The following is a 21,133-nucleotide window of genomic DNA, read 5'->3' on the forward strand; positions in this document are numbered from 1 at the left end:
ACGGGCTTTCCCGGTCACGCCCCGGTCGCGCCCAGGTGCGCTCCTACGCATGTCGTCGGGAGGCTTGTATGAGCACCACCATTCCCGTGGCCGAGCGCAGCTATTACGAGGCCGACGCGCGCGAGCGCATCGACGGCGTGCTGGATGCCGGCAGCTTTCGCGAATTCGTCGGCCCACGTCGCCGCCTGATCAGCCCGCATTTGGCCCAACTGGACACGCCCGGCGCCTTCGATGACGGCATCGTCGTCGGCGAAGGCACGCTGCGTGGGCGCACCGTGCTGATCGCCGCGCAGCAAGGCGCCTTCATGGGCGGCGGCGTCGGCGAAGTACACGGCGCCAAGCTCACCGGCCTGCTCGAACGCGCCACCGCCACCCAGCCGGACGCAGTGCTGCTGCTGCTCGACACCGGCGGCGTGCGTCTGCACGAAGCCAACGCCGGCCTGATCGCCATCTCCGAAATCATGCGCGCCACCTTGAACACGCGTGCCGCCGGCGTGCCGGTGCTGGCCTTGATCGGCAGCGGCAACGGCGCCTTCGGCGGCATGGGCATCGTGGCGCGCTGCTGCAGCGCGGTGATCATGTCCGAAGAAGGCCGCCTGTCGCTGTCCGGCCCGGACGTGATCGAAACCGTGCGCGGCGTGGAAGAGTTCGACGCCCGTGACCGCGCCCTGGTGTGGCGCGTCACCGGCGGCAAGCACCGCTATCTGCTGGGCGAGGCGCAGACGCTGGTGGCCGACCGCATCGCCGCATTCGCCGATGCCGCCGCGCAGACGCTGGACACCCTGGCCGAGCCGGCGGGCGATGCCGCACTGCAGGCATTGGAAGTGGCGCATCAACAGTTGTCCAAGCGCATTGACGCCTATGGCGATTGCCGCGATGGGCTGGAGATCTGGCAACGCCAGGGCATCGTCGATGCGCAGCGGCTGCCGTTGCTGGACACCGACGCCTTCCTTGCCGCCACCGCCGACCGGAGCACGCCATGGAACTGAGCCAACTGCTGGACCAGCTGTTTCCGCTCGGCCACGCCATCGCCCGCAATGACGATGTGCTCACCGGCAGCGCCACCACGGCCGCGGGCGCCGTCACCGTGATCGGCACCGCCAACAAGCTGGAAGTTGGCGTGGACCACGCGCTGGCATTGGCGGCGACCGTATTGGCGAGCACGCGCGCGCATCCGCAGCGGCCGATCGTGATGCTGGCCGACACCGCCGGGCAACGGCTTGCACGCCGCGACGAACTGCTCGGCATCAACGGCTATTTCGCGCATCTGGCACGCACGCTGGATCTGGCGCGCAAGCGCGGCGCGCGGCTGGTCACACTGGTGTATGGCGAATCGGTCAGCGGCGGCTTCCTGTCGTTCGGCCTGATGGCCGACCATATCCACGCGTTGCCGGACGCGCAGATCCGGGTGATGGATCTGCGCGCGATGGCGCGCGTGACCAAGCAGAGCGTGGATACCTTGCAGGCGCTGAGCAAGAGCTCGCCGGTGTTTGCACCGGGCGTGGAGAACTACGTGCGCATGGGCGCGGTGGAGTCGCTCTGGGACGGCGACCTGGCGCAGGCGCTGCTCGACGCCCTGGCCGCGCCCGGCGATGGCGATCAACGCCGGGCACTTGGCGCGCAACGTGGCGGGCGCACCCTGGCGCGCGATGTCGCCGCCGCCGTGGCCGCAGGCGAGGCCTGAGCATGCCCGCCCGCCACGCACTGGTGTGGCTGCATCCGGACGCGCGCTGGCAAGCGCTGACGCCAGGTGCGCAGCCACGGCTGCAGCAGTGGTTCGCCGCGGGGTGGCCGGCGGTGGTGGCGCGTGGCGATGGCAGCCACGCGCCCGGCCGCGTGCCGCTCGGCGTGCCATTGCCGCCAAACGAAGGCAAACAGCGGCTGGCGTTGAGTGCCGGCCTGGACGCTATCGTGCGCAGCACTGCGCCGCTGGCGCTGGACGCGGTGATCGCAGCCGCACCCGCCACGCTGCAGCCTGCACTGCAGGCCTTGCGAGCGCAGGCCAATGCCAGCGCCCTGCAGCCGCGCGTCTTCGGCAGCTTCGCATGGCAGGCCCTGACCGGGCTTGCGTATGTGCATGCGCAATCGGACCTGGATCTGTTGTGGTCCATCGCCACGCCCGAACAGGCGCAGGCAGTGGTGACATTGCTGCAGCGCTGGGAACACCGCCATGGGCTGCGCGCAGACGGCGAACTGCTGCTGCCCGACGACACCGCGGTGAACTGGCGCGAGTACGCCGGCAGCGCACAACAGGTGTTGGTGAAGTGCAGCGCCGGCTGCCGCTTGCTGCCGCGCAGCGCGCTGTTTCCGGTGTGGAGCGCGGCATGAGTGCATTGGTCGAACGCGTTGCCGATGCCAGGCCCTCGGGGACGCAGTGCACTGCGTCCGAGCGGCAGCTGCTAGTGACAGCATCAAAACCGGTGACAACATCAAAAGAAACGGGCATCGCGCCGTCCCGGCCTGGTGCAGACAGCCCATCGACGCGCTTGGTTGCTGCGGACATCCCCTCGGCACTGGCACAGGCAGCACCGCCAGAAGCATCCCAACAGCCAAGACTGCGCCTTGCTCCCGCACGCGATGGCTCGGATCTTGTTTACGCGCCGTCGCGTGCTGCACGCACGCATGGCGATGTGCAAGACAACGTCGCGTTACAAGCCACATGGCATGCCGAAGCCGGCACCGCCAGCGCGCTGGCGCACCGTCTGGGTCGGCTCGCGGTCGCCGCCCTGCACGCGGAACTGCGCTGCGCGCCCAAGCCCGGCCTGGTCACGCCATTCGACAGCGGCAGCCATGCCGATATGGATGCCTCGACATTCCTGCGCAGCCTGTTTGCCTTGCGCGGCTACTTCGTCGCGATTGCACAGGCGGGTATCGACAATGCGCCGTTCGAGCATGTGCGCCAGCTCGGCATCGCGGCCGAAGCGGCGATGCTGCGCGCCACCGGTGGCATCAATACCCACCGCGGTGCGATCTTCAGCCTCGGCTTGCTCACTGCGCAGGCCGCGCGCCTGCGTGGCCTGCACGGGAGCCGCCCGGTTGGCGAAGCCGTCTGCAACGCGGTGCAGGAGTGGCGCGAGGTCTTGCGCGCCGCGCCGCTGGATCCACGCAGCAATGGCCAGCGCGCGCGTGCACGGTTTCGGATCGGCGGCGTGCGCGAGCAGGCCGCGGACGGTTATCCCTTGCTGCGCGAGATCGCGTTGCCGTCTCTGCGCAGCGCAGTGCACAGCGGCGCCACGCGCGAAGCGGCACTGGCGCAGACCTTGATGCACCTGGTTGCCGAGGTCGATGACCTCAACCTGTTGCATCGCGGCGGGCAGGAAGGGCTGGCTTACGCAAAGACGCAAGCGCGTGGGTTTCTCGCCGAAGGCGGCATCGCACAACCGCAGTGGCGCGCGCGCTTGAGCGCCATGGGCAGGCAGTTCGTCGCGCGGCGTCTGAGCCCGGGCGGCAGCGCCGACCTGCTGGCCTGCGCCTGGTTCCTGCACTGTCAGGAGGGCGCATGAGCACACACCGGCCACTGGCAGCCGCGAAGGCAGTGCGCGCACACACGTGCAGTCGTGCTGCCCTTCTCAGTGCAGCAGGAAACGGCATCCTTCTCGCTGTCCCTGGAGACGTGGCCTGCAGGGCGGATCAGGACTCCACTCGCACGGCGCACGGCGTTACCTGCCAGCAGGCCACCGCATGAGCCTGGCCGTGCTCTGTCCCGGCCAGGGTGGGCAGCATGCGGCGATGTTCGCGCGTGTTGCCGATGCGCCGGCCGCGGCCGAGGTAATCGCTGCCGCAAGCAAGGTGCTCGGCGCCTCGGCACACACGCTTGCCGCAGACAACGCCCGCTACACCAATGCCATTGCACAGCCACTGGTGTGCGCCGGCACCCTGGCGCACTGGCAGCTGCTGCGTGCGCAGCTGCCCACGCCGGTGCTGGTGCTGGGCTACAGCGTCGGTGAGCTGGCCGCGCATGCGGTAGCCGGCAGCATGGAGATCGATACCTGCCTGCAGCTGGCCGCCACCCGCGCACGCCTGATGGACGCGGCCAGCCCGGACCACGCCGGATTGATGGCGGTGGCCGGCCTGCCGCTGCGTGTGCTCGAAGCGCTGTGCCAGACGCATGGCGCGGCCGTCGCCATCGTCAATGGCGACGACCATGCCGTGCTCGGTGGCCCGCACGCTGCGCTGCAGGCACTGGGCGATGCAGCGCAGGCGCAGGGCGCACGCGTCACGCAGTTGCCGGTGAGCGTGCCAGCGCATACGCCCTGGCTGCGTGCGGCGGCCGATGCCTTCGCGGTCAAATTGAACAACGCGGCCGTGCACGCGCCCAGGCTGCGCGTGCTGGCCGGCATCGATGCACGTGCCGTCACCACGCAGGCCCTGGTGGTGGACACGCTGGCCGCACAGATCGCGCAGACGGTGCGCTGGTACGACGTGCTGGTGCAGGCCGCCGAACGCGGCGCGCGCGTGTTTCTCGAACTGGGGCCAGGCAGCGCATTGGCGCGCATGGCACGCGACATCGTGCCGGGCTGCGAAGCGCGATCGGTGGAGGACTTCCACAGCACGCAGGGCGTGGTGGAGTGGGTCCACGCCGCGTGCGAGCGCGCGGCATGAAGTAACGCCAGGAGCGGCGATGTGGGCGTGGCGCAGGCAACCGCCCGGCAGCTGCCCCTTATTTCTGTCAGCCGCCCTGCGTCTGACCAGGTGTGACCCTTGGGTGGCGGGTGGCCATCCGTGCTGTACGCGTATCAGGTGTCTGGGAGGGCGCATGACCCCGCAAATTGCAACGATTCTTGGCTTGGTGATCATGTTCATCGTCGCCACCGCATTGCCCATCAACATGGGGGCGGTGGCCTTCGCGCTGGCCTTCATCATCGGCGGCGTCTGGGTGGGGCTGGACGGCAAGGAGGTGCTGGCCGGCTTCCCCGGCGACCTGTTCCTCACCCTGGTCGGCATCACCTATCTGTTCGCCATCGCACAGAAGAACGGCACCATCGATCTGCTGGTGCACTGGGCGGTGCGCGCGGTACGCGGGCGCATCGTGGCGATTCCCTGGGTGATGTTCGTCATCACCGGCCTGCTCACCGCGTTCGGCGCGTTGGGGCCGGCGGCGGTGGCCATCATCGGCCCGGTGGCGCTGCGCTTTGCCAAGCAGTACCGCATCAATCCCCTGATGATGGGCCTGCTGGTGATCCATGGCGCGCAGGGCGGTGGCTTTTCGCCGATCAGCGTGTATGGCGGCATCACCAACAAGGTGGTGGAAAAGGCCGGGCTGGACGTCACCGAGATGGCGGTGTTCCTCACCAGCCTGGGCTTCAACCTGATGATGGCGATCATCTGCTTCTGCGCCTTCGGCGGGCTCAAGCTGATGCGGCGGCAGGAGGTGTCGCTGGCCGACGCGCAATACGTGGCGGTGGCCGACGACCAGGCCTCCAAGCGCCCGTTCGCGATCGAAGGGCATGGTTCGCTGGTGGCCGCCGGTGGCGGCACCTTGTCGACCAATCCGTTGGCGCTGGAGGCGGTGGCCATCACGCGCGATCGGGTGATCACGCTGGTCGGCCTGCTCGGCCTGGGCGTCGCCGCGCTGGTCTACAACCTCAACGTCGGCCTGGTCTCGATCACCGTGGCGGTGGCACTGGCGCTGATCTCGCCCAGCGCGCAGAAGGGCGCGGTGGACGGCATCAGCTGGTCCACGGTGCTGTTGATCAGCGGCGTGGTCACCTACGTGGCAGTGCTGGAAAAAGCCGGCGCGGTGGACTACATCGGCACCGGCGTATCGCATATCGGCATGCCGTTGCTGGGGGCGCTGCTGGTCTGCTATGTCGGCGGCATCGTGTCCGCGTTCGCCTCGTCGGCGGCGGTGCTGGGCGCCACCATCCCGCTGGCGGTGCCGTTCCTGATGCAGGGCCAGCTCGGCGCGGCCGGGGTGATCTGCGCGCTGGCGGTGTCGTCCACCATCGTCGATGTCAGCCCGTTCTCCACCAACGGTGCGTTGGTGGTGGCCTCAGCCGCCAAGGAAGAACGCGACGCGCTGTTCCGCCGTTTCCTGGTGTACAGCGGGCTGGTGGTGCTGCTGGGGCCGTTGGTGGCCTGGCTGCTGTTCGTGGTGCCGGGCTGGCTGTGATCCGGCCCGCGTTCGGCAGGGTATCGGGGCGCCCCCGTAGAATGGGCGCCCCCACGCCCGCATCGACGACCCGCCTGCCATGACCCTCGCCCCTGATTCGCGCAGCGCCAAGAAGCGCGTACCGCTGTATGAGGAAGTGGCCGAGCGCCTGCGCCAGAAGATCTACGACTACGCGCTGCCGCCGGGCGAATGGATCGACGAACCGGCGCTGGCCGAGGAGCTCGGCATCAGCCGTACCCCGCTGCGCGAGAGCCTCAAGCTGCTCGCCGCCGAAGGCCTGGTGCAACTGGACGCCGGCCGTGGCAGCCGGGTCACGCGGCTGACATTGGAAGACCTCAACCAGTTGTTCCCGGTGATGGCCATGCTGGAAGGCCGCTGCGCCCACGATGCGGTCAAGCGCATCGACGCGGCCGGCGTGCAACGCCTGGAAGAGCTGCACGCGGCGATGGAAGCCGCCGCCGCCGCCGGCGACCTGGCCGAGTACTACCGCAACAATTACCTGATCCACGAAACCGTGCAGCAATACGCCGGCAACCCGTGGTTGATCCGCGTCACCCACGATCTGCACCGCATCCTCAAGATGCACCGCGGCCGGCAGCTGTTGACGCCCGGGCGCATGGCGCAGTCGCTGGCCGAGCATCGCGAGCTGATGGCATGCGTACGCCGCCGCGATGCTGAAGGTGCCGAGCGCACGATGCACGGGCATCTGCTGAGCCAGGGGCAGGCCCTGGCGGCGTATGTGGCAGCGGGCGGCATGTTGAACGTGCCGGCGCCATTACCGCGCGTGGGCGGGATGTAGACGTCGGCGCGTGGCTCCCGGCGACCATTCAGTGCACGCCATACGCTTCCTTCTCCCTCCGGGAGAAGGTGCCCGAAGGGCGGATGAGGGCACGCGCGCACGCAGCACCGGCAGGCTTCTCGCTCTAGCGAATCCCCAATCCCCAATCCCCACCGAAAAAAAAACGGCCTACTCCGCCAACCCGAGCAACGCGTCCACGCGCTCGATCAGCTGCGTGCCCGCCAATCCCGCAAACACCTCCGGATGCGCATAGCCCCAGGCCACCGCGGCAAACGGCAACTCCACCATCTGCGCCGCTTCCCAGTCGGCGACCTGGTCGCCCACGTACACCGCCTGCGCTGCGGTATGCCCGGTGGCGCGCAGCACGCGGCGCAAGGCGCGCTGTTTGCCCAGCAGATGCGCGCCACCGTCGATGACGGCGAACGTCGCGCTCAGTTCCTCGCCCAGGGCGCGTTGCACATTCTCCACCGAGTTGGACGACACCAACGCCAGGCAGGTGCCGCGCGCGTGCAGGGTCTGCAGCACCGCGGCAATGCCGTCGAACAAGGCCATCGGCGGGGCGGCACGCATCAGGCGGATGAAGTCGGCGGCCACCAGCGGAATGCGCCAGCTGCTCAGGCCCGATTGCTTGAGCAGCGCGCGGGTGCTCAGGCGGCGTGCGGCGTCCACTTCATGCGCCTGCGCGGCGCGGAAGCCGTGCCGCTCGGCCAGCACGCGCTGCGTGCTCAGAAAGAAACCGAACGAGTCGGCCAGGGTGCCATCGAAATCGAAGATGATCAGCTTGGGCATTGCAACGCAGGGATCAGGGCGGCATAGCCTAACCACTGCCGTGCACATGCCGCGCGCAGACACACCCACATGTGTGCGCGCAGGCGAGGCGACGCCGCAAGGCGATCGGCACACCCACTGCAATCATCGCCAGGTGGGCGCGCGTCCGATGCCGGGAATCGGCACGTACCACGCGTGCACTTCTACCAGGTACACGCGCATCCACCCAACGCCCGTCGGCTATACGTCGTCAGCGACTCTCAGGCCTCGGCAAAATGCGGCACGATCGGCGTATCGCCTTGCGCATGCTGTTCGATGACCTTGCGCTGCATCGCCGCCAGGTAGGCATCCAGTTCTTCGGTGGAGGCGAACACATCGCTCAGCGGCACCGCCTTGACCATGTCGAAGACCTTGCGGATCTGCGGCTGCGGGTTGGTCACCAGCACCTTGCCCTGGCGCGTGGCCAGCGCCTTGCGCGCCTTGAAGATGCAGCGGATGCCGGCGCTGGAGATGTATTCCAGCGCGGTCAGGTCCAGCACCAGCGTGGTGATCAGCGTGCCCAGCAGCGGCGACAGCGCCGCGTCCAGGTCCTGGTAGGTATGGGTGTCCAGGCGCCCGGTCAGGATGACGCGTTGACGGTTGTCCTGCGGCGGGTCGATCTGGATGGCGAGCGTGGTCATGACAGTGCCTCGGGGACAGGGGCGTACGGATGGAGCAGGGTGACGCGCACCACGTTGTATGCACCATCGCGGCGGTAGTCGATGTGATCGGCGAACTGATGCACCAGAAACAGCCCCAGCCCGCCGATCTCGCGATCGTCGAGCTCGGCAGTCAGGTCCGGCGTCACTGCGGCGCTGGGATCGAACGCGCTGCCGGGGTCGTGCATCTCCAGCACCAGCGCCTGCGGGTCCAGCTGCAGTTGCAGGCGCAGCGGCTGTTCGGCGCACTGGCCGTGGGTGAGCGCATTGCAGCCGAGCTCTTCCACGATCAGCCGCACCTGGCCGATGCGCTCGGCATGCAGGCCTTCCAGCGTGAGCGAGTGTTCCAGCGCGTCGTTGGCGCCGGCCAGCTGGGCCAGCGAGGGCGCGATGGCCAGATCGAGCTTCATCGGGTCGTTGCCTTTCCGGGTGCGTCCCGGCCAGCGTCTGCGACCCGCCCAGCATGCTCCTGGCGCAGCCGGATCGCCAGCAGGGTGATGTCGTCGTACGGGTCGGCCTGGCCGGTGAAGTGGGCGATGTTGGCGATCACCGCCTTGCACTGCGCCGCCGCGCTGCGGCGTGGCCGCAGTGCGCCTAGCAGGCGCTCCAGCCCATAGCTGGCGCCACGCTCGTCCATCGCCTCGGTTACCCCGTCGGTGTATCCCAGCAGCGTCTGCCCGGCGCTCATGCGGCCCTGCAGCACCGGGTAGGCAACCTGCGGCTCGATCCCCAGCGGCGCGCCGGTCTCCAGCGGCAACGGCCGCGCGGTGCCGTCGATGTCGATCAGCACCGGCGGCTCGTGGCCGGCGCTGGCCAGCCAGTAGTCGCCGCTGACCACGTTGATCACCCCGCACAGCACCGTGGCGAACATGCAGGTGTCGTTGTTGTCGGCCAGCCGCGTGGAGGCGGCGATCAGGATGCTGTCCGGGCGCGTATGCCGGCGCGCGGCGATTTCCAGCACGCTCACCGCGCGCGCCATGAACAGGGCCGCCGGCACGCCCTTGTCGGACACATCGCCCACCACGAACCACAGCAGCCCCGGCTCGGTCTCCACGAAGTGATAGAAGTCGCCGCCCACCGCCTTGGCCGGCTCCAGCCAGGCGCAGGTTTCCAGGTGCGAATTGGCGCGGTCGAAGGTGCGCCCGGAGGGGAGCATCGCCTGCTGGATCTCGCGTGCGATCTGCAGCTCGCTGTGCATGCGCTCGCGCGCGGCGGTCATCTCGCCGATCTGCGCGATGTGGTCGCGGATCGCATCGCGCGCGCTGTCGAACGCGCGCGCCATCACGCCCACTTCGTCGCGGCGTTCGATGTGCGGCAGCGGGTAGTCGAATTCGCCGCGGCGAAAGTGCTCGGCGGTGTCGGTCAGTTCCTCGATCGGCCGCGTCAGCTTGCGGGTGATCCGCCCCATCAACCACCACCACACCACCGCGCCCAGCACTGCCGCCAGCGCCACCCACGCGGCCAGCCAGTTCAGCCCCGCCAGCACATAGCCTTCCGAGGCAGACAGCACAAAGGTCCAGCCGCTGCGCCCCACCGCCGCGCTATGGGTCAGAAAGCGCTCACCGTCGGGGGCGGTATGCGCGAACGAGATCGGCTGGCCGGCCGCCACCGCGCGCTGCAGCGGCAGCAGGTCCGGCCGCGCATGCGCCACGTACCGCTCCAGCGTGTAGCGCAGGTTGAGCGCCGGGTCGGGGCTGAACACCAGCATGCCTTCGGGCGAGAGCAGCATCGGCTGGATGCTGATGTCGCGCGGCAGCTGGTCGATGATCTCGCGCAGGTGCTGCAGCGGCAGGTCCACGCTGACCATGCCCACCGGCGCGGCATCCACCGCATCGCCCGGGCGGCGCAACGGCAGGTTGTAGCTGGTGTACAGCGCGCTGCCGCCATTGGGATTGAGATATGGCTCGGACCACCACGCGCGCCCTTCGCGCTGGGTGCGCAGGTACCACGGCATCGCGCGGTAGTCGTATCCCAGCTCCTGCACCGATTTTTCCAGTACGCGCGTGCCGTCGCGATGCACGTACCAGACAAACCCGGTGTCGCGGGCCTTCTGCGTGCGCGGCTCGATGATCAGGCGCGCCGCGCCGATATCCGGGTCGCCGCTGAGCGTGGCCAGCAGCAGGGCGCGCAGATTGAACGGCTGCAACCCCACCGCACTGCTGCTGGCGGCCAGCGTGCGGCCGCTCACCTGCACCGAATCCAGCATCGCCGCCAGGCTGCGCGCGGTCTGCTCGGTCAGGCCATCGACCTCGGTGCGCGCCGCCTCCACCAGCTCGGCGCGCGCGCCCAGGTAGAACACCGTGCCCAGCACCGCCAGCAACACCACCAGCACTGCGGTGGCGGCCAGCAACACCCGCATGCGCAGGCTGTGCCGCCAGTGCACCCGCGGGGTGACGGCCACGCCGTCGGCTGGCGATGTGGGACCGGTGGCGATGACGCGCTTCCTGGCGGCGGATGGCCCGATCATGGCAGTTTTCCGCCGGCCGGCAACTGGCTCACGGGGGCCTCATCCTCAGCTGCCGTAAATTGACCCCGGCGGGTCAGCGAACTAGATTGACTCCCCCTATCGCCATGGAGGCCGGCCTTGCGCCAGATTCTGACCCCGAGCCTGCTGGCCCTTTTGCTTACGGCCTGTAACGCCCCGGAGACCAGCATGACCCAGACCCAATCCCCCGCAACCGAGGCCGCCGCAGAAGCCGACGTGGAGGCGGGCGGTCGCGGCCTTGCCAAGTTGAATCCCAGCCCGCGCAAGGCGTATGAGGTCACCGTCAAGATCGACAAAGCACCGGGAGCGTTCGGAGCTGTCAATGGGTATGCGCAATACGATGTTACTAACGACAGCGAGTGTGGGCGTATCCACCCTGAAACAGGTGTTGGTCGTCGCATTACCAGTAACGAATCATTCGCTTTGCAGAAAGTCTCCGAGCAGGAGTATCGCGGCACCATCTACCTCGATCTCATGCAAGACGAGGATTACTACGGCCGTGGCGTATGTCATTGGGAATTGACTGGCACTCGCGTGTCGTTGAAGGCGACTGGTGCAGCCGCAGAAACAGAGTTTCTCCCGTTCCTCGATTCCAAGGACGTAATCTCCGGAAAGCCGGCGACACTCTATTTTTGGAAGGGCGGATACCCGCGCGAAGACATCGAAAACTATGCCGACATGGGTCTGCCCAACGCAGCAGATTTTAAGCCGGAGCTGCGTGAGGAACTGTTTTCGGTCACCGTTGTCGCCAAGGAAGCACGGCCATGAAGCCGACATCCCAGCAATATGCGGTTTTGTCGAACGACGGGTACGTCGACCGTGAGGTGGGTGTACGGCGGCCGGGCGATCGCGAGCGGTTAGATGTTGGCGACGCGGCGTATGAAGTTCTGGAGCATGTCAACAATCGCAGGACCGGTTATCAGGGGACCATTTATCAGCGCGTAGGTGGCGGAGACATCGTCGTTGCGCATCGGGGCACCGAAGAAATTTATCGTGATGCCGTGCAGGCCGACGGTTCGATGGTGTTCAATCGCGACAATCCGCAGGCTGCTGATGCAATCGCGCTGACCAAGCATGCCTTGGACTACGCGAACAAGCAGGCGCAACGCAGCGGACACGCTCCTGAAGTCAGCGTCACCGGTCATTCGCTGGGCGGCGCGTTGGCTCAGGTAGCAGCTCACCACTTCGATCTCAAAGGCGAGACATTCAATTCATACGGTGCTGCCAGCCTTGCATATCGAATACCCGAGGGCGGAACCAACGTGGTAAATCACGTGATGGCCTCCGATCCGGTCAGTGCGGCATCGCCCCATTTCGGGCAGGTGCGTATTTACGCAAGGCCGCAAGAGATTGCCGCGCTGAGCGGGGCGGGTTATAGCAACAGTCAGGCCAATTTTTTGATTCCTGATTCGCCCGTTGCCGCGTCGGTCGCTTCGCTTGGTTACCATAAATTAGGCAACTTTCTCGGCGAGCACTCGCCCCTCAATGACCCGAATGCCCTCCAGCTTGCCGCGAAGAACGAGCGGCTGATCGACGAGTACCGGTCAGATCTGAACGAGATCCGCGCCGGCATCACCTTGTTGAGTCGTGGCCCAAAGGGACTCGGCCAGGACGCCATCGACGCCATTCGCGGCCCACTCGCCCCGGGCGAGCCGGCCAAGCGCGACGCGCGCGAGCACGGCAACGAGCACACCTCGCTGCGCATCGATCAGCCGGGGCATGTGGGCAATGGCTTGTTCCAGGACGCGCAGCGCGGCGTGCAGGCACAGGATGCGCGCGCAGGGCGCACACCCGACCAGCAGAGTGCCCAGTTGTCCGGCTCTCTGGCCTCGGAAATGCACGCCGCCGGCGGCCAGCGCATCGACGCGGTGATGATGAGCCCCGATGCCGCCCGCACCTTCGCCGTGCAGGGCCGCGTGGACGACCCCGCGCAGCTGCGGGTCAGCGTGGAGACCATGACCGCGATGAACACGCCGCTGGAACAGAGCAGCCAGCGTGTGGCCGACAACGCCGCCCGCCAAACGGTGGCGCTGGAGCAGCAGCAAACGCAGACCCAGCAACAACAGCAGGGCGCACGCGCGCTGGGCTGAGTGCGCGCAGGCATGCGTGGCTTCGAGCGGCTGACAACCACTGCGCAGCCGCCAGGCAGGCGCGGCCGCTGCGGCCGGTGCCCGGAAGCGCCTCGTGCCAAATCGCATGCGCCGGTTCTGGGCGCGCCGTCCGCACTCAGTCGATGTGAGTTTGCGAAGTTCCGTTACCCACTCTCGATGCGGTGCATGCTCAATGCGATGCATGCGCCTGACCAGCACGCCTGACGTGGCGCCGCTCCAAACGGCCAACTACCGCCATCGAACGTTGCACAGGAAACGCCGGCTTGCCCGGCGTTTTTTCGTTCCATCGTTGATGATCCTAGAAGGCCAGCCTGTCGAATGCGCCGAGCGGGCAGGGCATCAGGAAGGAGGGGGTCTTCCTGCGTCAGGCTGATGCCGCCGAGCCGAGCCGAGCCAGCCCAGCGTGCCGTGCAGCGCCGCAGCCTTGGTCGAGTCGGTGTTGCTGCGGTTCCCATCAGCTGGTGTCCAATGCCGCTGTGTGCGGCGCGCGGTGCGCATGCGGTGGTGGTGTGCCTCCAACACTTCGTCCCAGTGCCAGGACGCCCGCCGCGCATCGCCGTGGCATGTCGGGCCCGACGCCATGGGCCCATATCCACGTGCTGTCGCGGCCAGCCGGCCACGCGTCTTCGCTGTGGCAACGGTTCGCATGTAGCAGGCGCATCGCGCACTACCGCGCCGTTTCTCTGTTGCACCCGCACAACAACGCACTGGTGAAAATACCGCCAGTTCGCTGGCGCAAGGCGTTTGCCGGGGCGAGATATGCCGCAATCACGCAGCAGCTATAGCGAGCGCGACCTTATTGCGCCGCTGTGCTGGAATCGCCACCGTCTTGCAGCGCGCGTGGCATCGCGGCACGGCCCGCATCGCCGCACAACACGCAGTGAGATCCAGGGGGGGAAAGGCAGGGCGCCACGTGGCGCGACATCCATCGATCAAGGGAGAGGGTTTCATGCGCATTTTTCGCAAGGGGTACCACCGTTTGCTGCTCGTGCTGCTGCTGGGTGGCCTCAGCGCCGGCGCCGGCGCGCAGGGCATCGCCAAGGGCGCCGATGTCAGCTGGCTCAATCAGCAAGCAGCCAACAACCCGCCGCAGGTGTTTCGCGATGCGGCCGGCAACACCACCGACTTCATCAAGCTGTTCAAGGACGTGGGCGGCAACGCCATCCGCCTGCGCGTGTGGGTCAACCCGTCCGGCGGCTGGAACGATGGCCGCGACACCCTGAACAAGGCCAAGCGCGCCGCCGCGCAGGGCATGCGCATCATGATCGACTTCCACTACAGCGACAGCTGGGCCGACCCCGGCAAGCAGACCAAGCCGGCCGCCTGGGCGGGCCACTCCGTCGCCCAGCTCAATACCGATGTCTACAGCCACACCCAGGGCATCCTCAAATACCTCAAGGACAACGGCATCACCGTCAGCTGGGTGCAGGTGGGCAACGAGATCAACAGCGGCATGCTGTGGAACGAGGGCAAGACGCCCAACTTCGCCACCCTGGGCCAGTTCATCAACAGCGGCTACAACGCCACCAAGGCGGTGTACCCCAACGCCAAGGTCATCGTGCATCTGGCCAACGGCTACGACAACGCCAACTTTCGCTGGTTCTTCGACAACCTGCGCTCGGCCGGCGGCAAGTGGGACGTCATCGGCATGTCGCATTACCCACCGGTGGGCAGCTGGCAGGACTACAACGCCCGCCTGGACACCAACATGCGCGACATGATCTCCCGCTACGGCAGCGACGTGGTGGTGGCCGAGGTCGGCATGGACTGGCAGCAGGCCGCCACTACCCGCGCCATGCTCACCAACCTGCTCAGCCGCAGCAATGCCATCGGATCGCGCGTGCTCGGCGTGTTCTATTGGGAGCCCAACGCCTACCCCGGCTGGCAGGGCTACACCATGGGCGCAGTCAACACCAACGGCCAGCTGACCGAAGCCCTGCAGGCGTTCTGACCAACCCGCCAACTCGTAGGAGCGCACCTGGGCGCGACGGGGCGTTATCGGGAATGCCCGTCGCGCCCAGGTGCGCTCCTACGTTGGGCGTGCAGAAACGCCAACTGGCCGCGCAATCGCTACCTCGACAGCACCTGCTCGCCAGCGCGGATGGCCGGATGTTCTGCCAGAGACCGCCTGCCGCCCCCCCCCCAGACCTCACGCCCCTCGTAGGAGCGCACCCGGGCGCGACGGGCGTTGCCGGGAAAGCCCCGTCGCGCCCAGGTGCGCTCCTACATCGGTCCGTTCCGCGCCGGACCCGGCGGCAACCGCCCGCCGCTGGCCCTTATCCTTTGGTCGTACACCGGCAGCGCTCGCTGCGCCGGATCCTCGCCCCAGCCGGCGTCGGTACCCCACCCACGCACGACACCGTCCCATTCCATACGCCCCCGTAGCGAGGAATGGCAACAGGTGCGTGCGGTACACTTGGGGGTTCACGAATTCACGATGTCGACACACCCGCGGGGTGTGTCCCCCCGGGAGCGCTAATGAACTGGTTGAACGAAGTGCTGCACAACGATCCGAACCCGCTCGAGACGCAGGAGTGGCTCGAATCGATCAAGGCCGTCATCGACGTCGAAGGCCCGGAGCGCGCCCATCAGCTGCTGGAAGGCATGGTCGAACAGACCCGCCGCGCCGGCGCTTACCTGCCGTTCTCGCCCACCACCGAGTACGTCAACACCATCGCACCGGCCAACGAGGCCAAGAATCCCGGCGACTCCGCGCTGGAGTGGAAGATCCGCTCGATCATCCGCTGGAACGCCATGGCCACCGTCGTGCGGGCCAACCGCAAGCCGGGCGACCTGGGCGGCCACATTGCCTCGTTCGCCTCTAGCGCCACGCTGTATGACGTGGGCTTCAACCACTTCTGGCGCGCGCCCAGCGACCAGCACCCGGGCGATCTGCTGTTCATCCAGGGCCACAGCGCCCCGGGCATCTACGCCCGCGCCTTCCTGGAAGGCCGCATCAGCGAAGCCCAGCTGGACAACTTCCGCATGGAAGTGGACGGCCAGGGCATCTCCTCCTACCCGCACCCGTGGCTGATGCCCGAGTTCTGGCAGACCCCCACCGTGTCGATGGGCCTGGGCCCGCTGGCCGCCATCTACCAGGCGCAGTTCATGCGCTACCTGGAAAACCGCGGCCTGATCGAGAAGTCCGACCGCAAGGTGTGGTGCTTCATCGGCGACGGCGAGAGCGACGAGCCGGAAACCCTCGGCGCCATCGCGCTGGCCGGCCGCGAAGGCCTGGACAACCTGATCTTCGTGGTCAACTGCAACCTGCAGCGCCTGGACGGCCCGGTGCGCGGCAACGGCAAGATCATCCAGGAACTGGAAGGCGTGTTCCGTGGCGGCGGCTGGAACGTCATCAAGCTGCTCTGGGGCGGCTACTGGGACGCGCTGCTGGCCAAGGACACCGACGGTGTGCTGCGCAAGCTGATGATGGAAACCGTCGACGGCGAATACCAGAACTGCAAGGCCTTCGGCGGCGCCTACACGCGCGCCAACTTCTTCGGCAAGTACCCGGAGACCGCGGCCATGGTCGCCGGCCTGTCCGACGACGACATCTGGCGCCTGAACCGTGGCGGCCACGACCCGCACAAGGTGTATGCCGCCTACCACCAGGCCATGAACACCACCGGCATGCCCACCGTGATCCTGGCCAAGACGGTCAAGGGCTACGGCATGGGTTCGGCCGGTGAGGCGCTCAACCCCACCCACCAGACCAAGAAGCTGGACGACGCGGCGGTCAAGCACTTCCGCGACCGCTTCAACATCCCGGTGACCGACGCCCAGCTGGAAGACGGCCAGGTGCCGTTCTACCACCCCGGCGAAGATTCCCCGGAAGTGCAGTACCTCAAAGAACGCCGCAACGTGCTGGGCGGCTTCCTGCCGTCGCGCCGTCCCAAGGCCAGCAAGTCGTTCGTGGCGCCCACGCTCGACAAGTTCGAGCGCCTGCTCAAGGACAGCGGCGAGCGCAGCTATTCCACCACCATGTCCTTCGTGCAGAGCCTCAACATCGCCCTGCGCGACAAGGAACTGGGCCCGCGCATCGTGCCGATCGTGGCCGATGAGGCGCGCACCTTCGGTATGGAAGGCATGTTCCGCCAGATCGGCATCTATGCTCCGTTCGGCCAGAAGTACAAGCCGGTCGATGCCGACCAGCTGATGTACTACCGCGAAGACCAGACCGGCCAGGTGCTGCAGCAGGGCATCAGCGAGCCGGGCGCCATCGCCTCGTGGATGGCCGCCGGCACCAGCTACTCGGTGTCCGACGTGCCGATGCTGCCGTTCTACATCTACTACTCCATGTTCGGCTTCCAGCGCGTGGGCGACATCGCCTGGCAGGCAGCGGACATGCGCACGCGTGGCTTCCTGCTTGGCGGCACCGCCGGCCGCACCACGCTCAATGGCGAAGGCCTGCAGCACGAAGACGGCTTCAGCCAGGTCATCGCCGGCTCCATCCCGAACGTGCGTAGCTACGACCCGACCTTCGGCTTCGAAGTCACCGTCATCATGCAGCACGGCATGAAGGCGATGATGGAAGACCAGATCGACGAGTACTACTACATCACCCTGATGAACGAGAACTACGCCCACCCCGGCATGCCGGACGGCGCAGCCGAGGGCATCATCAAGGGCATGTACCTGCTCAAGGACGCCGGCAAGCCCAAGAAGGGCGAGCTGCGCGTGCAGCTGCTGGGCAGCGGCACCATCCTGCGCGAAGCCATTGCCGCGGCCGAGCTGCTGGACAAGGACTTCGGCGTCACCGCCGACATCTGGTCCTGCCCCAGCCTCAACGAAGTGCGCCGCGACGGCTACGCCGTGGAACGCTGGAACCGCCTGCACCCGGAGGCCGAACAGCGCAAGCCCTACGTCACCCAGTTGCTGGAAGGCCGCCAGGGCCCGGCCATCGCCGCAACCGACTACGTGCGCGCCTTCGCCGACCAAATTCGCGCCTTCGTCCCGATGACCTACACCGTGCTCGGCACGGATGGGTTCGGTCGCTCGGACACGCGTGCCAACCTGCGCCGCTTCTTCGAGGTCGACCGTTACTACATCGCACACGCGGCGATTGCCGCGCTTGCTAAGGATGGGAAGATGACGGGGAAGGATGTGGCCCGGGCGATCAAGCAGTACAAGATTGATCCTGAGAAGGCGAATCCTGTTGGGGTTTGATGGAAAGGCGGCTTAGGCCGCCTTTTTTATATAAGCAAAGGGGGCGATGTGGCACAGCCGTACAGCATAAAGATTGAGATTCCTCCGAAGCTGAGTTGCGTCTTACGAGATAGCCCTATCGATGGGCGCGTCTACAACGCCGTTCGGGAATTCTCTGTTTGGCTCGCAGACAACAAGACGCCATTCTTCTTTGAATATACCGACCATGGTCCAGCGCACATTACAAATGTTTTGAGATCGATTGAGAGTCTCATACCTAGCCAGACCTGGGCCTCGATGCCGGCTGAAAATGTCGAAGCGCTGATCGCCGCGGTTCTTCTACATGACTGTGCAATGCATTTGTCTCTGGATGGTTTTTTTGCGCTTCTAGATAACGTCTCCCCGGCTTCTGTTCTCATTGGCGCGGAACGACCTTGGCCAGAAGAGTTCGCTAAATTCGAACAGGAAGCATTAAGGTGGGATTCGCAGAAGCTAATGTCAGTCTTTGGAGATACTGAGCCCGCGCAGACAATCGGAAGCTGTAGGAATATAAGTGATCGACAGAAGATGATGGTTGGGGAATTTCTACGCAGAAACCACGCAAGGTTGGCTCATGAGATTGCACTGGCTGGTGTTCCTGGAAGTAGTGGATCGCCAGTGTTTGATCCTTTCGTAGGCTACGACCTGGAGCGTCGGGATATATTTGGCCTGCTAGCAAGAAGCCATAACATGGCGATCCGATCCGCCACAGACGTCTTGCCAAGAATTTCAAGGCGAAGATATCTGGAGATTCACTGCCCTTTTGTAATGGCGCTTCTAAGAATTGCGGATTACATCCAAATCGATTCGGCCCGCGCGCCTACGCAAATTCTTCAGTTAAGAGGCTTGAAGAGCCCGTTATCGAGGTCCGAGTGGGCCAAGCATCATGCTGTTCTGGAGCTGCATCAGCTGGGAGATGATCCTGAAGCGCTGAATGTGGTTGCCGTACCAAAAGATGTTGTTATATTCAGTGGGTTAAGGGCGTTATTTAGAGATCTTCAACGCGAGCTTGATGAGTCTTGGGCTTTGCTCGGGGAGGTCTATGGTCGATTCGACACTCTGAGTAATCTAAGTCTGACAGTTCGGCGGCTTGTTTCCAATCTTGATGACGCCGATCAGTTTGAACGAGACTCGAAGCCAGGCTACATACCAAAAGAGTTAAGGCTGACAACGGCTTCTGCCGAGCTACTGCATCTTCTCGTTGGACCTCTTTATGGGAATGACCCATCGATTGGCGTTCGCGAGATTATTCAGAATGCTATTGATGCGGTTACAGAAATGCACCATCAACAGCTTAAGTTGTCGTCGGGCGGCTTTGTTCCGAGCGTTGAGGTCGAACTTGACATTGCAAACAAGAAAGACGCTTATCTACGGGTCACGGACAACGGCGTAGGTATGTCGCTCGAGATCCTGGAAGAATATTTTTTGCGGGCAGGCGCTTCGTTTAGAAAAAGCAAATGGTGGGCGGGAGAGTACTCTGAAGAATCAGGCGAATCTAAGATCAGGAGATCCGGTAGGTTTGGTGTTGGGGCTTTGGCTGCCTTTCTTGTTGGTCCCGTTATTGCGGTGACAACTCGACATTTTCAAGATACGACGGGGTTTGGATACAAGTTCACTGTGTCTCTCGATGATGATCTCATTGAGGTGAAGCGACTCGTTGCAGATATCGGGACCAGCATTTCTGTGCAGCTTTCGGGGAAGTCGGTGGATGAACTTGGCTCTGATGCAGAGTCAGAAGTAGAGTTCTATCAATGGTATGCATACGCTAGCCCTCAAGTGCGATGCCGGATTCATGAAAGTGGTGGCTGGCGCGAGTTAACTTCAAAGTATGTGGTCGCCGAACCGCTTGTGTCACAAAGTAGTGTATGGACGCCAGTAGATGTGCCTGATTTTGAATCGATATTCTGGAGTTACGACTTGCCGTTACGTCGAAGTTCCTCGCTCTACTGCAATGGGCTTTACGTCTGCTCGGATAACTATAGTCGCAACCTACCAAAAATCTCTTTGTCATCGGGGGGTGTTGAATTTAAAGTGGGGCATCCCGATCTGTTGGTGAATGACAAGTCGGGACGACTGCCCTTGAACGTTCAGCGTGATGGCATAGTCGAAAAGACCTATCCTTTTCAGGATCTGCTTGAATCGTCAATTGCAGAAAGCTATGCGAGAGAGATGATTGGTGCGCTTCGCATAAAGAGCTCTCCTGAAAATATTGGGCGGGCAATAAAGGCTGCTAGGAAAGTTGCAGGAAAATTTCGGACGCACCGGGCAAGCCTAATTGGGTTGGGTCCTCAGGGCTGGTTCGTCCTTGAGAGTGCAATTATTTCATCAATTGATACACCGACTTTTGTTCTTGAGTTATTCGATAGTTCGACTTTCGATGGATACATCGGAAAGGTTGATCCATCATTCCTCACAGGGCGAAGTGTTATCCCATTGGTCGTTGATAGTTCCGGGGCTGGCGCAAGTGTCGGATTTATTAGGACTATCCTAGACGGACAGGGCTGGTGGGGATTTCAAAGTCCATTAGCTAGTGAGCGTGTAATGGGTATGCGAGTATTTATATCGGACGCGGTTGATGTCGCCCTAAAAAAGAAGGGCGGTCTTCCACAATACTTGTTTAGAAAGCTTGACGAAGTTTTTAGGGGTGAGGGCTGGGTTGTCTATGAAATGGGTAAGCCAGCTCATGAAGCTGTCTCTTTCGAAGATGTAATACGAGAGGCAAAGAATTCGTCTAGCCGAGCTTTTGCATATGCATATATGGATATAGGGGGCGTAGTGGCCGCGGAAACGGTTAAATCTAAATTTTCAAAAGAGTGGCTTGCTCAGGTTGGCTCTGTCATGTTCCACGTTGAAAGCTCTTTGGAAGCTCAAGAGTCACTGCAGGAATTGGTCGAAGAGGACGATGAGTCTCTAGCTTGAGGGCAAAGAAGCACAAAGGCAAACGGGACGGAGGTATTAAGCGAACCGGTTGTACAG

At 64.7% G+C, this 21,133-nt stretch carries 16 protein-coding genes; 12 read left to right on the forward strand and 4 right to left on the reverse strand.

Annotation, left to right across the window (positions count from 1 at the left end; all coding sequences use genetic code 11):
* Positions 1 to 68 precede the first annotated feature (68 nt).
* The 7 genes from EO141_RS01055 (at position 69) to EO141_RS01085 (ending at position 6,911) form a co-directional block, all read left to right on the forward strand.
* Positions 69 to 989, forward strand: a complete 921-nt coding sequence (locus EO141_RS01055; RefSeq protein WP_127168299.1) for a biotin-independent malonate decarboxylase subunit beta — start codon at positions 69 to 71, stop codon at positions 987 to 989.
* Entirely contained in the window at positions 980 to 1,684 is a 705-nt protein-coding gene (gene mdcE / locus EO141_RS01060; protein ID WP_127168300.1) for a biotin-independent malonate decarboxylase subunit gamma, read from the forward strand. The genes EO141_RS01055 and mdcE overlap by 10 nt, the downstream gene beginning before the upstream one ends.
* A gap of 2 nt (positions 1,685 to 1,686) precedes the next feature.
* A complete protein-coding gene (gene mdcG / locus EO141_RS01065; RefSeq protein WP_127168301.1) occupies positions 1,687 to 2,328 on the forward strand; it encodes a malonate decarboxylase holo-[acyl-carrier-protein] synthase in 642 nt (213 codons plus the stop codon).
* Between the two features lie 362 nt (positions 2,329 to 2,690).
* Positions 2,691 to 3,503: a triphosphoribosyl-dephospho-CoA synthase MdcB gene (gene mdcB / locus EO141_RS01070; RefSeq protein WP_241236610.1), complete on the forward strand. Its 813-nt coding sequence runs from the start codon at positions 2,691 to 2,693 to the stop codon at positions 3,501 to 3,503.
* A 178-nt stretch (positions 3,504 to 3,681) separates the two neighbouring features.
* Positions 3,682 to 4,602: a malonate decarboxylase subunit epsilon gene (gene mdcH, locus EO141_RS01075; protein ID WP_127168303.1), complete on the forward strand. Its 921-nt coding sequence runs from the start codon at positions 3,682 to 3,684 to the stop codon at positions 4,600 to 4,602.
* A gap of 154 nt (positions 4,603 to 4,756) precedes the next feature.
* A complete protein-coding gene (locus tag EO141_RS01080; protein ID WP_039523211.1) occupies positions 4,757 to 6,112 on the forward strand; it encodes an SLC13 family permease in 1,356 nt (451 codons plus the stop codon).
* Positions 6,113 to 6,191: 79 nt separating this feature from the next.
* Entirely contained in the window at positions 6,192 to 6,911 is a 720-nt protein-coding gene (locus EO141_RS01085; RefSeq protein WP_127168304.1) for a GntR family transcriptional regulator, read from the forward strand.
* Positions 6,912 to 7,079: 168 nt separating this feature from the next.
* On the opposite strand, the gene EO141_RS01090 is transcribed toward EO141_RS01085, so the two are convergent.
* The 4 genes from EO141_RS01090 to EO141_RS01105 all read right to left on the reverse strand — a co-directional run bounded on the left by EO141_RS01090 (position 7,080) and on the right by EO141_RS01105 (position 10,736).
* A complete protein-coding gene (locus EO141_RS01090; RefSeq protein WP_127168305.1) occupies positions 7,080 to 7,700 on the reverse strand; it encodes an HAD hydrolase-like protein in 621 nt (206 codons plus the stop codon).
* 239 nt (positions 7,701 to 7,939) lie between these two features.
* On the reverse strand, positions 7,940 to 8,359 hold the full coding sequence (locus EO141_RS01095; RefSeq protein WP_127168306.1) for an STAS domain-containing protein: 420 nt from the start codon (positions 8,357 to 8,359) through the stop codon (positions 7,940 to 7,942).
* Entirely contained in the window at positions 8,356 to 8,787 is a 432-nt protein-coding gene (locus tag EO141_RS01100; RefSeq protein WP_104649290.1) for an ATP-binding protein, read from the reverse strand. The genes EO141_RS01095 and EO141_RS01100 overlap by 4 nt, the downstream gene beginning before the upstream one ends.
* Positions 8,784 to 10,736: a SpoIIE family protein phosphatase gene (locus EO141_RS01105; protein ID WP_208415359.1), complete on the reverse strand. Its 1,953-nt coding sequence runs from the start codon at positions 10,734 to 10,736 to the stop codon at positions 8,784 to 8,786. Before EO141_RS01105 ends, EO141_RS01100 begins: the two co-directional genes overlap by 4 nt.
* A gap of 234 nt (positions 10,737 to 10,970) precedes the next feature.
* Between EO141_RS01105 and EO141_RS01110 the strand changes: the two genes are divergently transcribed.
* From EO141_RS01110 to EO141_RS01130, 5 genes are all read left to right on the forward strand, one after another.
* Complete coding sequence (locus tag EO141_RS01110) at positions 10,971 to 11,630, forward strand: hypothetical protein (RefSeq protein WP_127168368.1); 660 nt, start codon at positions 10,971 to 10,973, stop codon at positions 11,628 to 11,630.
* The gene (locus EO141_RS01115; protein ID WP_127168307.1) at positions 11,627 to 12,952 is read left to right on the forward strand and encodes an XVIPCD domain-containing protein; all 1,326 of its coding nucleotides are present in this window, start codon (positions 11,627 to 11,629) and stop codon (positions 12,950 to 12,952) included. The genes EO141_RS01110 and EO141_RS01115 overlap by 4 nt, the downstream gene beginning before the upstream one ends.
* A 970-nt stretch (positions 12,953 to 13,922) precedes the next feature.
* Complete coding sequence (locus EO141_RS01120) at positions 13,923 to 14,924, forward strand: arabinogalactan endo-1,4-beta-galactosidase (RefSeq protein WP_127168308.1); 1,002 nt, start codon at positions 13,923 to 13,925, stop codon at positions 14,922 to 14,924.
* 527 nt (positions 14,925 to 15,451) lie between these two features.
* Positions 15,452 to 18,139 carry a pyruvate dehydrogenase (acetyl-transferring), homodimeric type gene (gene aceE / locus EO141_RS01125; protein ID WP_127168309.1) on the forward strand — a complete coding sequence of 896 codons (2,688 nt, stop codon included), beginning with the start codon at positions 15,452 to 15,454 and terminating at the stop codon, positions 18,137 to 18,139.
* Between the two features lie 276 nt (positions 18,140 to 18,415).
* Positions 18,416 to 21,076 (forward strand): ATP-binding protein, encoded by a 2,661-nt coding sequence (locus EO141_RS01130; protein ID WP_127168310.1) that lies wholly within the window; start codon positions 18,416 to 18,418, stop codon positions 21,074 to 21,076.
* Positions 21,077 to 21,133: the final 57 nt, after the last annotated feature.

The sequence above is a fragment of the Xanthomonas sp. BRIP62415 genome (genome assembly GCF_003993515.1).
GTDB classification, from domain to species: domain Bacteria; phylum Pseudomonadota; class Gammaproteobacteria; order Xanthomonadales; family Xanthomonadaceae; genus Xanthomonas; species Xanthomonas euroxanthea.

Excerpts from the sequence above, each read along its gene's own strand:
- EO141_RS01055 (WP_127168299.1), top strand. The coding sequence starts at position 69 with ATGAGCACCACCATTCCCGTGGCCGAGCGCAGCTATTACGAGGCCGAC.
- mdcE (WP_127168300.1), top strand. The coding sequence starts at position 980 with ATGGAACTGAGCCAACTGCTGGACCAGCTGTTTCCGCTCGGCCACGCC.
- mdcG (WP_127168301.1), top strand. The coding sequence starts at position 1,687 with ATGCCCGCCCGCCACGCACTGGTGTGGCTGCATCCGGACGCGCGCTGG.
- mdcH (WP_127168303.1), top strand. The coding sequence starts at position 3,682 with ATGAGCCTGGCCGTGCTCTGTCCCGGCCAGGGTGGGCAGCATGCGGCG.
- EO141_RS01080 (WP_039523211.1), top strand. The coding sequence starts at position 4,757 with ATGACCCCGCAAATTGCAACGATTCTTGGCTTGGTGATCATGTTCATC.
- EO141_RS01085 (WP_127168304.1), top strand. The coding sequence starts at position 6,192 with ATGACCCTCGCCCCTGATTCGCGCAGCGCCAAGAAGCGCGTACCGCTG.
- EO141_RS01090 (WP_127168305.1), bottom strand. The coding sequence starts at position 7,700 with ATGCCCAAGCTGATCATCTTCGATTTCGATGGCACCCTGGCCGACTCG.
- EO141_RS01095 (WP_127168306.1), bottom strand. The coding sequence starts at position 8,359 with ATGACCACGCTCGCCATCCAGATCGACCCGCCGCAGGACAACCGTCAA.
- EO141_RS01100 (WP_104649290.1), bottom strand. The coding sequence starts at position 8,787 with ATGAAGCTCGATCTGGCCATCGCGCCCTCGCTGGCCCAGCTGGCCGGC.
- EO141_RS01105 (WP_208415359.1), bottom strand. The coding sequence starts at position 10,736 with ATGCGGGTGTTGCTGGCCGCCACCGCAGTGCTGGTGGTGTTGCTGGCG.
- EO141_RS01115 (WP_127168307.1), top strand. The coding sequence starts at position 11,627 with ATGAAGCCGACATCCCAGCAATATGCGGTTTTGTCGAACGACGGGTAC.
- EO141_RS01120 (WP_127168308.1), top strand. The coding sequence starts at position 13,923 with ATGCGCATTTTTCGCAAGGGGTACCACCGTTTGCTGCTCGTGCTGCTG.
- aceE (WP_127168309.1), top strand. The coding sequence starts at position 15,452 with ATGAACTGGTTGAACGAAGTGCTGCACAACGATCCGAACCCGCTCGAG.
- EO141_RS01130 (WP_127168310.1), top strand. The coding sequence starts at position 18,416 with ATGCCGGCTGAAAATGTCGAAGCGCTGATCGCCGCGGTTCTTCTACAT.